The sequence below is a fragment of the Chitinophaga hostae genome, from assembly GCF_018224885.1.
Lineage (GTDB): Bacteria > Bacteroidota > Bacteroidia > Chitinophagales > Chitinophagaceae > Chitinophaga > Chitinophaga hostae.
Genome location: NZ_JAGTXB010000006.1, coordinates 379806 through 391155 on the forward strand (window position 1 = coordinate 379806; position 11350 = coordinate 391155).

General features: G+C 44.3%; 9 protein-coding genes. 7 read left to right on the forward strand and 2 right to left on the reverse strand.

Annotation, left to right across the window (positions count from 1 at the left end):
- Nucleotides 1–81: 81 nt before the first annotated feature.
- Both KE626_RS15370 and KE626_RS15375 read right to left on the reverse strand, forming a co-directional pair.
- Entirely contained in the window at nt 82–1131 is a 1050-nt protein-coding gene (locus KE626_RS15370) for a sensor histidine kinase (protein ID WP_249207483.1), read from the reverse strand.
- Nucleotides 1132–1339: 208 nt separating this feature from the next.
- Complete coding sequence (locus tag KE626_RS15375; protein WP_079471020.1) at nt 1340–2023, reverse strand: response regulator transcription factor; 684 nt, start codon at nt 2021–2023, stop codon at nt 1340–1342.
- A gap of 377 nt (nt 2024–2400) precedes the next feature.
- On the opposite strand from KE626_RS15375, the gene KE626_RS15380 reads away from it, so the two are divergent.
- The 7 genes from KE626_RS15380 to atpA all read left to right on the forward strand — a co-directional run bounded on the left by KE626_RS15380 (nt 2401) and on the right by atpA (nt 11302).
- Nucleotides 2401–4602, forward strand: a complete 2202-nt coding sequence (locus KE626_RS15380) for a hypothetical protein (RefSeq protein WP_211973794.1) — start codon at nt 2401–2403, stop codon at nt 4600–4602.
- A 203-nt stretch (nt 4603–4805) separates the two neighbouring features.
- Complete coding sequence (locus KE626_RS15385; protein ID WP_211973795.1) at nt 4806–6566, forward strand: ABC transporter ATP-binding protein; 1761 nt, start codon at nt 4806–4808, stop codon at nt 6564–6566.
- Nucleotides 6567–6851: 285 nt separating this feature from the next.
- Nucleotides 6852–8006: a F0F1 ATP synthase subunit A gene (atpB, locus tag KE626_RS15390; RefSeq protein ID WP_249207484.1), complete on the forward strand. Its 1155-nt coding sequence runs from the start codon at nt 6852–6854 to the stop codon at nt 8004–8006.
- Between the two features lie 176 nt (nt 8007–8182).
- Nucleotides 8183–8440: an ATP synthase F0 subunit C gene (gene atpE / locus KE626_RS15395; RefSeq protein ID WP_089758700.1), complete on the forward strand. Its 258-nt coding sequence runs from the start codon at nt 8183–8185 to the stop codon at nt 8438–8440.
- A gap of 108 nt (nt 8441–8548) precedes the next feature.
- Nucleotides 8549–9043: a F0F1 ATP synthase subunit B gene (gene atpF, locus KE626_RS15400; RefSeq protein ID WP_211973797.1), complete on the forward strand. Its 495-nt coding sequence runs from the start codon at nt 8549–8551 to the stop codon at nt 9041–9043.
- A gap of 38 nt (nt 9044–9081) precedes the next feature.
- On the forward strand, nt 9082–9642 hold the full coding sequence (gene atpH, locus KE626_RS15405) for an ATP synthase F1 subunit delta (protein WP_211973798.1): 561 nt from the start codon (nt 9082–9084) through the stop codon (nt 9640–9642).
- Between the two features lie 82 nt (nt 9643–9724).
- Nucleotides 9725–11302, forward strand: a complete 1578-nt coding sequence (atpA, locus tag KE626_RS15410) for a F0F1 ATP synthase subunit alpha (protein WP_211973799.1) — start codon at nt 9725–9727, stop codon at nt 11300–11302.
- The last annotated feature ends 48 nt before the right edge of the window (nt 11303–11350 follow it).

An 11350-nucleotide genomic window follows, 5' to 3' on the forward strand; every position in this document is an offset into this window, starting at 1 on the left:
CGAATAATCAGAGAAAATGGATTAACATCCGCTCTGATCATTCGCTTCGATGGCTTTTTGCTTTTACCTTCTGCTTTTTGCTTATTCTCTGCCGGACTCCATGGTAAATCCGAACGTGCTGCCTATTTCAGGTTTGCTGCGTACGGTAATGGATTGGTCGTGGGCTTCTACGATATGTTTTACGATGGCCAGCCCCAGCCCGGTACCACCGATGTCCCGGCTACGGGCTCTGTCGGTACGGTAAAAGCGTTCAAATACGCGTGGCAGGTGTTCTTCCGCCATACCGATACCATCATCAGAAATTTCTACCAGTACACGTTTGCCATCCATGCTGTAAATGCTGGCAATGGTATGGCCGTCGGGTTTACCGTATTTGATAGAATTATCGACCAGGTTAATAAGTACCTGCCTGATCTTTTCTTTGTCGGCAAACACCGGTTGCGGTGCTTCGCAACCTTTCTTGATATTGAATTTGATGCCTTTGGTATTTGCTTTCAGCGACAGGGTGTCAAATACATCTTTGATCAGGTCCTGGATCACAAATACTTCAGCGTTGACGGTCATTTCGCCACTTTCCAGTTTGGATATTTCGTCGAGATCGTCGATCAGCCGGCAAAGACGGTCGATGTTCTTGGTGGCGTTTTTCAGAAACAGCTTGTTTACGTTGGGATCCTCCAGCGCGCCATCCAGTAATGTGTGAATGTAGCCCTGAACGGCAAAAATGGGCGTTTTCAGCTCGTGGGAAAGATTCAGCAGGAACTCCTTACGGAACTCCTCATTCCGGCGGAGGTTTTCCAGTTCTTCTTTCTTCTGACTGGCCCATTTTTCCACATCTTCACTTACCTCTTCAATGGTTTTCAGGGGAAGGATATTCTTCTGGAAGAACTCTTCCCTTTTAGAGGCCTTGGTTTGATAAATGAATTTGTAGATCAGCTTTATTTTCCTGTAAATGAAATTTTGCAGGGTATAAAGGTACAGGTAGTACGAAACAAGAAAGGTTAGCACGAAGGCTCCCAATACTACCTTCCAATTGCCATCCACCAGCAGGCTTCCCAGGGCAATAACTGCCGATATAACCAGGGCTGTGAATCCCGCTAATTTTTGCGGGGACAGGTTTTTTGCTTTAAACATACTCCAGAGTGAGTAATTAGTATAATAATGGGAAATTAGTTTAAATTTCTTAGTTACCATAGAAAAGCTGTTAGCTATTAGCATTTTGCTATTAGCCAACCAGTATATTGGTGGAAAATTTTCAGAATAGAGACAGAATAGAAATGAGTACCGAAGCAGTAAAGGGTTACACTAACAGCTAATGGCTAACTGCTAACAGCCGTTTTCACTACATCTCAAATTTGTATCCTACTCCTTTTACGGTAGTAATCAAGTCGATGCCTATCTTCTGGCGTATTTTGCGGATATGTACGTCTATCGTACGGTCACCCACAATCACTTCTGTACCCCATACCTGGTTCAGGATTTCGTTACGCAGGAATACGCGGCCGGGCTTGGATGCGAGTAACTGCAGCAATTCAAATTCCTTCTTCGCCAGGATAATTTCTTGTCCCTTGTAAGTAACAGTGAATTTTTCGCGGTCAATGATCAGGTCGCCGAGGGTAACACGGGTTTCTTCCGGCTTGTGTAAGCGGCGGAATAAAGCGTTGATCCTGCTTACCAGCAATTTGGGTTTGATAGGCTTGGCGATGTAATCGTCTGCACCCATATTAAGGCCGTCTACTTCCGACTTTTCATCGTTGAGGGCGGTTAAAAACAATACCATGGTATCTTTGAACTCAGGGATCTTCCTGATTTCACGGCAGGTATCAATTCCGTTCTTATTCGGCATCATGATATCCAGCATAATCAGATCCGGTCTGAATATTTTAGCCTTCTGGATAGCCTCGCTGCCGTCTTTCGCGGTTACGGTATCATAACCCGCTGTTTTTAGATTATAGCTGATAATCTCGAGAATATCCAATTCGTCATCTACTACCAGAATTTTTCCTGCAACCGCTTGGTCTATCATAAATTTTGCTTTTAAAAAGACGGGACAAAATTATAAAGCCATCCCCGTGATTAATGGAAAATTAACATTATGAAATTGTTAATTCAATATCAGACTGGTTTTCCGCGATCAATAGCAAGGTACATCAAATAACAATGTGAGCATGATATGATGGATATTCGGCATTCATACTATTTTGATTTTTATGTAACTGCAATCTTTTGATGTTTATGCTGCCAAAACGCATCTGCAAACACTTTAAAGTGACAGTTGTAGTTATAGATGTAATAATTGTATATATATCAGCCTTAAAAACAAAAGATAGTAATTCAGTGCTGGCAAACTCTGTATTTTGGTTGTAAATTTGCTATCTGGTCCTCGTGAAAAGATCACTTAGTATGAGAAGATTTCTATTAATATTATCGCTGGCGGTATTTACAATCAGCTCGCTACAGGCACAAAGCAGTCATCATCCGATTCCAATCAGCCGGCAGGGATTTCATGATAACATTGACAAAGAACAAGCCGCCGCTGCAAAATTTGACGGAAAGGCCGATGACCTGGTTAAGGTATCAGACGATCAGACCATCAACCTGCAGGTAACAAACGCGCTCCTCAAAGAAGTAGATAACCTTCAACAGGAAATCGAGGATAATGACGCGCTCGATCACCGGTTGAAAGTAAAGTATCTTTCAGGTATCTATGTCATGCTGAAAGATTACAACCAAAAGCGTTCACACCGTAACATAGATCCGGAAGAAGCGCCCGCCATCGTGAGCGCATTCCGTAACATGATGCACGCCGATATCAAAGGGCAGAGCATTCTGCCGTATATCGGGCAACTGTCGTATAGTGCTTCAGAAAGACTGATAGAGTCTTTCCACGATAACCCAGGTTACAAAGAAGCCCGTGGACAGGTATTTACCAAGTATGCTTTTAATAACCTGGAAACAGTTATGCCTAAACTGGGCGAGTACCTGGACTATCCCGGTACCGACTCCATTATAGCCGCAGTGGCACGCAAATACCCTAACCAGGTTCTTACCTACGCTACATCTTTCACCCCTATGGCGACGGTGATAAAACGTAACCAGGATCCTATTGTACAAACTATTGTACGTATCGGGCAGTCGCCACAGAGTACAAAAATATTGCCTTTTATAGATGAGCTGCTGGCGGGCACTACTACCGTAGACAAGCTGGAAACCATTGTGGATAACGATTATCAGTATTACAGACAAATGGTGAAATCCACCATTGCGCTGCAGAAACTGAAAAATGAAGGACAGAATCCCTTCGGTCTGAAAGCTATGATGGAAAACATGCAGGCCAAATCGCTGCTTTATATCCGCAGTGTTAATGACCTGCACGAAGAACCAGCGAATGTTCGATTCGCTATCGTTAAAAATTTTACACCGGAAGAGCTCTACTACCTGATCATCAACGGGCAGGAAGAGTTGTATACTTCCAGTTACACTAACCACAACAACGCCGGTTTATACGACCAGATGATGGTACGTATGAAACCGCCCCGTGGTGATAGTTTACTGATGGTGGTAAATTTTGACCGCTTCAAAAAATTCATCGCCATGGCCGCAGGGTTTAATACCCTGGACAACTTCCTGAAATCCATGGCGCCGGAAAATTCCAACTACCTCATGCAGAAATATGTGCAGAATCTGGAAAAAACAGAAGATTTGGAAGATGCAGTAGACGTAGCCAACTCTTTTGGCAGTATCCGGGATGAGAAATTATTGGATTTTTTACGGGTAGAAGTAAAAAAGAACCTCGCTTATGTAAAGAAGCATAGCGATAAACGCGGTACGGTTATTTACCAGCTGCTGAGCAGCCTGTTTGAAACAGAGTCTAACAAAGACGAGAACGATTCGTCCAAAGCTACGGATATGGCCAGCCGGTTATCGCTGCCCCCGATCAACTTTGTTACCGGCGCCGCGCTGGAAAGCGATAGCGGCCGGGTGTACCAGCAGGTATTTTTTTATGGAGACAAAGACGGACAGGAATCTTTTGCCAGCTTCATGACTAATTTCCCTTCTTCTGAATGGAAAATAACCCGCAATAAGTACTGGGCTACCATTTCCTCTACGAAAGGAAAGGCCACCACTATTTTTGCCAACTTACCGACGGATGAACCGGCAGATAAAGAAGCGATTGCCAAGCTGTCGGACTACCTGGATGAAAATGATATTCACCCTACTATTTTTATTCACCGTGGTCACAGTTATCATATCAACACCACCCTGGAAAACCTGCAGAGCTCTGCCAAAATAGTGGTGCTGGGTTCTTGTGGCGGTTATCATAACCTGGCTACTGTATTGGAAAAATCGCCCGAAGCGCATATTATTTCCTCCAAACAGGTAGGTACCCGCTTTGTAAATGAACCCATCATTCACACCCTGGAGGACCAGGTGCGTGCCGGTAAAAATGTAGACTGGGTGATTATGTGGGCGCAACTGACCAAACGATTTGCGGGAGATGCCCGTAACAAGGATCTGTTCAGCGACTATGTTCCGCCTCACAAAAACCTTGGCGCCATCTTCATTAAGGCCTATAAGCAAATCATGAAGGATGTGAAGAAATAAGACCATGATTCAGGTGATTGATATGATTATCCTGATGAGAGAAAATAAAACGAGGACCCGTTTGAGAAATGCTCAAACGGGTCCTTTGCTTTATAATTAAGCACAGGCATCATTGTTAATCTCCGCTCATCAGGATAATCATATCAATCACCTGAATCACCGTCAAAATTCGTAGGTTTGTTAAGTAGTTTAAACCTGGCACATTGGAAAATCTTGCGGTAAAGAAAGTATTTGATTTTAGTTTATTACGGCGCATATTCTCATTCGCGGCTCCCTACAAACGGTCCTTCTACATCTCGATGGTATTAACGGTAATACTGGCCGCCATATCTCCGTTACGTCCTTATCTGATACAGGTAACTGTTGATAAATACATTGCCAATCAGTTAATGCAGATGCTGGTACTGGTAACGGTTATACAGGTGGGGTTGCTGATATTGGAAACAATTGTACGCTTCTTCTTTTCTTATCTTACCAACTGGCTGGGGCAGTCGGTGGTAAAGGATCTGCGCGTAACGGTATATAAGAAGATTGTACACCTGAACCTTGCTTTTTTTGATAAAACGCCCATTGGTACCCTTACAACCCGTACCATCAATGATATTGAGGCCATTAATGATGTGTTTTCTGAAGGGATCATTTCCATTGTGGCAGACCTGTTGATGATTGTGGCCATACTGGTGGTGATGTTTATGGAAGACTGGCGCCTGACGCTGATCAGTTTGTCGCCTTTTCCCATCCTGATCTTTGCGACATATATTTTTAAAGAAAGTGTGAATAAATCCTTTTACCGGGTACGTAATGCGGTGTCGGCCCTGAATGCCTTTGTGCAGGAGCATCTTACAGGAATGGTAGTGGTACAGGCCTTTACAGCAGAGAAACGGGAGTTTGCCCGTTTCAAGCATATCAATAAAGAGCACCGTAAAGCCAATATTGACGCTATTTTCGCCTATTCGGTATTTTTCCCGGTGGTGGAAATTATCCTGGCGATATCGCTGGGACTTATGGTTTGGTGGGGCGCCAACAAGGTCTTGAATTATGAAGTGACCCAGGGAGTGATGATTGCCTTTATCATGTATCTGAATATGTTGTTCCGTCCGCTTCGTATGCTGGCTGACAAGTTTAATACCCTGCAGATGGGGATGGTGGCCAGCGAACGGGTATTCAAAGTGCTGGACAACCAGGATTACATTGCAGATAAGGGACATGAGCGTGCTGAAAATATGAAGGGGGCTATCACTTTTGAAAACGTGAGCTTTGCGTATGTGGATGAACATTACGTGTTAAAAAATATCAGTTTCAATGCTAAGCCCGGCGATACCGTAGCGATTGTGGGGCATACGGGATCGGGAAAAACTACCATCATCAGCATTTTGAACCGGCTATATGAAATTCAGAAGGGAAGTATTAAGATAGATGGAATTGCATTACCGGCTTATTCGCTGGAGTCGTTACGCAGTAAGATCGGGGTGGTATTGCAGGATGTGTTCCTCTTTGCGGGTTCTATCTATGATAATATAACGTTGCATAACAACAGCATCAGCAGGGCGCAGGTGGAAGAGGCTTCCAGGTTGATCGGTATCCATGATTTTATCATGCAGTTGCCTGGCGGATATGATTACCAGGTAATGGAGCGGGGCAGTACGTTGTCGCTCGGGCAGCGGCAGCTGATCTCCTTTGTGCGGGCTTTGTTATATGATCCGGCTATACTTGTTCTTGATGAGGCGACTTCTTCAGTAGACACTGAATCTGAAATGATGATACAGCAGGCGATAGATAAGCTCATTGCAGACCGTACCGCGATTATTATTGCGCACCGGTTATCTACCATCAGCAAGGCGGATAAGATTATTGTGCTGGATAAAGGAGAGATTAAGGAGATGGGTACCCATGAAGAGTTGCTGAAGCTCGAAGGATTTTATTACAAACTCCACAGTATGCAGTTTAATGTGAGCAAAGTGTAAAATATACACTATGGGTATGGCATACAAACCGGAAATATCTGCAATTGTCACCGCCTGATAAATGATAAAAATATTAATATGAAATACTTTAAGTGACCGCTGGTTTCAGCGGTCTTTTTTTATGCGTAAACCGGCTATTTTTCTTAATACAAGGGGCTGGTTATCAATATAATTGCAATATATCGCTCTTTTTTTTCGTAGTCGCTTAATTTTGAAGATAAAAACGAGTATCTTTGCGCAAAATTTCAGAAAACGGTGATTTCTTTCAATTGGTTCAAACATAGAATGGTAGCACTTGTGATGGTTTTAGGCCTTCACAGTTTTAGTAATTTTTCCTTCGCACAGGACAGTCATCATGAGAAAACAGCAGCAACCGCTGTTGAAGGTGAGGCGGTAACACATGGAGAAGAGGCGACTGAACCTAAGAAAGTAGATATTAAGGAAACAATTTTCGGCCACGTAAAGGATGCTCATGACTGGCATCTTTTTGAGCTGGGTGAAACGCATGTAACAATCCCGTTGCCTGTGATCATCTACAACCCGACCCGTGGTACATCTGTATTTTTGTCTTCTGCATTCCATCATGGTCACGAGGCGCATGACGGATACCGTCTGGTAACAGAACACTATCGCGCGGAGAAAGGCCTGGATGCTGCCAAATATCCAAATGGCGATATTATTGCAGTGGATGGCAGCGACAATCCAACCGGTGAGAAGATCTATGATCTTTCTATGACCAAGAATATCACTTCCATGATCATTGCAGCGTTATTGCTGATTTTGATTATGCTGAGTGTGGCGAAATCCTACAAAACGCGGGGTTCCAAGAAAGCGCCTAAAGGCTTCCAGAGCCTGATTGAGCCGGTAATTATCTTTATGCGTGATGAAGTGGTGAAGCCTAATATCCCGGGCAAAGGCGCTGCAAAGTATACTCCTTTTATTCTGACTATATTCTTTTTTATCCTCATCAATAACCTGTTGGGTCTGTTACCTGGTTCTGCCAACGTAACGGGTAACCTGGCGGTGACAGCTGCATTGGCTATTATCAGCTTTGTGGCTATCCTGCTCAGCAGCAACAAGCATTTCTGGGCGCACATCTTTAATCCTCCGGTACCTTTTGGTGTAAAAGTGATCCTGGTTCCGGTGGAACTGATTGGTGTATTTACCAAGCCCGTATCATTGATGATCCGGTTGTTTGCCAATATCCTGGCGGGTCACATCATTATCCTGAGTATTATCTGCCTGGTATTTATATTTGGTTCATTGAATCCCGTAGCTGGTTATGGTTTCATGCCTGTAACTGTACTGTTCAACATCGTTATGATGATGCTGGAGTTGCTGGTTGCCTTTATCCAGGCTTTCATTTTTGCTAACCTGACGGCGGTATTTATAGGCCAGGCGATGGAAGGTGGACACGATGAAGCTCACGGACACCACTAGAGCTGTTAGGCATTAGCTGTTAGCTTTTAGTCTTCAGTGAACGGAAGAGTACTAACCGCAAAGTATCATTAAAGGCCGGAGGCCAACTGCGGGATGCCATTAATGGCTAACTGCTAAAAGCTAAAAGCTTCCGATATTAAAACGAACTTTTTTTATAATTCAAATACATATTCATTATGGCACTTTTGTCTATTTTATTGCAGGCTGCTGCTGCATCTGGTCTGGCTAAGGCTGGTGGTGCTGTTGGTGCTGGTATCGCGGCTATCGCGGCTGGTATTGGCGTAGGTAACATCGGTAAGAGCGCTCTGGAGTCTATCGCTCGTCAACCAGAAGCTGCTAACGACATCCGTGCGAACATGATCCTGGCTGCTGCGCTGGTTGAGGGTGTTGCCCTCTTCGGTGTAATCGCTGGTCTGTTAGCGGTAGTTATGTAAGCCGAACTTTTTACTGCATCCGGCGCACAGGGCAATGGATGCAGTAATCTTTATGCCAATTTGAAATTAGTAAGTATCAACATAACAACATCATAAAATTCTAATTATATGGATCTGTTACAACCCGCGTTAGGCTTGTTTCTTATTTCATTTATCATTTTCATCATCGTTTTCCTGATCCTGAAGAAATTTGCCTGGACTCCGATCCTCGCTACTCTGAAGGAAAGAGAAGATTCCATCACTGATTCCATTACTACAGCAGAAAGAGTGAAGGAAGAGATGGCACAGATGAAAGCAGAACATGAACACGTGCTGGCGGAAGCTAAAGCTGAAAGAAGCAAGATCCTGAAAGAAGCGAAAGATGCGAAAGACATGATCATCAGCGAAGCCAAGACTCAGGCGCAGGCGGAAGCGAAGAAGATCATCAGCGAAGCTTACACTGCTATCGAAAACCAGAAAATGGCTGCGTTAACAGATGTGAAAAACCAGGTAGGTAACCTCGTAATTGAAGTGGCAGAGAAAGTGCTGAGAAGAGAACTGGCTGATAAAACAGCACAGGAAGGTTACGTGAAACAACTGGCAGGAGAAATCAAATTAAACTAAAGGCTACAGGTTAAAAGCCCAAAGCTAAAAAAAGCTATATGCAGAATCCCCGTTTAGCATCCCGGTATGCAAAATCATTGATCGATCTGGCGCAGGAACTGAACCAGCTGGAAGCGGTGCATACTGACATGCTGTTTTTACAACAGGTGATGAAAAGCAATCCTGATGTGGTGAATTTGCTTAAAAGCCCGATCATTAAGGCAGATAAGAAACAAAAAATATTAGCTGCTATACTGGACGGCCGGATCAGTGCCACCACTGCTTCTTTTGTGAACCTGTTGGTCAGCAAAGGCCGTGAAAGCGCACTGGCTGAAATGACCACTGAATTTTCACGCCAGTACATGGTGCTGAAAAATATCAGCCCTGTAAAAATCACTACTGCTGTGGCATTGGATAACGCCACACTGGATGTTATCAAACAAAAGATCGCGAGTGCAAGTACACAGCAGATCGAACTGGAAACAGCTGTAAATGCTGACCTGATCGGTGGTTTTGTACTGGAAGCCAATGATCAGCTGTTTGACGCATCTATACTGCGTGATCTGAAAGATATTAAGCAGCAGTTTAACAAGAACATTTACGTATCCGATTTACGTTAATCAATACAGCAGCCGCTGCGTACACGCAAAGCTGTTGTCGTTATACTAATTTTCTCTAACGACTTTTTTTAAAATCATAATTATGGTTGATATTAAACCTGATGAAATTTCGGCGATATTACGCCAGCAGTTGAGCAACTTCAATGCTTCTGCCGACCTGGAAGAGGTAGGTACCGTGTTGCAGGTGGGTGATGGTATTGCCCGCATATACGGTTTAGGTAATGTTGGTTATGGTGAACTGGTTGAATTCAGCAACGGCGTTAAAGCTATTGCACTGAACCTGGAAGAAGACAACGTGGGTGTGGTATTGATGGGTCAGTCAGCAGGTATTAAAGAAGGAGATAAAGTGCGTCGCACCAACAAAATCGCTTCCATTAATGTGGGTGAAGGCGTTGTTGGCCGCGTTATCAATACACTGGGTGAGCCAATCGATGGTAAAGGCCCGATTAAAGGTGAACTGTATGAAATGCCACTGGAGCGTAAAGCACCCGGAGTATTATACCGTGAGCCGGTAAAAGAACCACTGCAAACAGGTGTAAAAGCAATTGATGCGATGATCCCTGTTGGTCGTGGTCAGCGTGAGCTGGTAATTGGTGACCGTCAAACAGGTAAAACAGCTATCTGTATTGATACCATCATCAACCAGAAAGAATTTTATGAAGCAGGTAAACCTGTTTATTGCATATACGTAGCGATTGGTCAGAAAGCATCTACTGTTGCCGGTGTAATGAAAACATTACAGGAAGCGGGTGCCATGGCTTACACTACCATCGTTGCTGCAAATGCTGCTGATCCTGCTCCGTTGCAGTTCTACGCTCCGTTTGCCGGCGCAGCTATCGGTGAATTTTTCCGTGACTCAGGTCGTCCTGCACTGATCGTTTATGATGATCTGTCTAAACAGGCGGTTGCTTACCGTGAGGTATCCCTGCTGCTGAAACGTCCTCCAGGCCGTGAAGCTTATCCGGGTGACGTATTCTATCTGCATAGCCGTTTACTCGAGCGTGCTGCGAAAATCATCAGCAATGATGCCATCGCTCAACAGATGAATGACCTGCCGGAATCTATCAGACACCTGGTAAAAGGTGGCGGTTCCCTGACAGCATTACCTATCATCGAAACACAGGCGAGTGACGTATCTGCTTACATCCCAACCAACGTAATCTCCATCACCGATGGTCAGATCTTCCTGGAAGGTAACCTGTTCAACGCCGGTATCCGTCCTGCGATCAACGTAGGTATCTCGGTAAGCCGCGTAGGTGGTAACGCCCAGATCAAATCCATGAAGAAAGTATCTGGTACCCTGAAACTCGATCAGGCGCAATACCGTGAAATGGAGGCGTTCTCCAAATTCGGTGGTGACCTGGATGCTGCTACCAAAGCAGTTATCGATAAAGGTGCCCGTAACGTGGAAATCCTGAAACAGGCACAGTTTAGCCCGTACGCCGTAGAAAAACAGGTAGCTATGATTTACCTGGGTACCAACGGTTTGCTGCGTGATGTTCCTGTAAAACAAGTACGTGCTTTCGAAGAAGCGTTCCTGAACGAAATGCAGGTACGTTTACCAGAAGTACTGGCTGAGTTCAAGAAAGGTAACCTGCCTGAAGATGGCCTCAAGAAAATGGTTACACTGGCAAATGAACTGAAACCAAGATTTGCATAGTAGCGGTCTTTGACCACTGAAAATAAAAAGTGCACCCTGCATCATCAT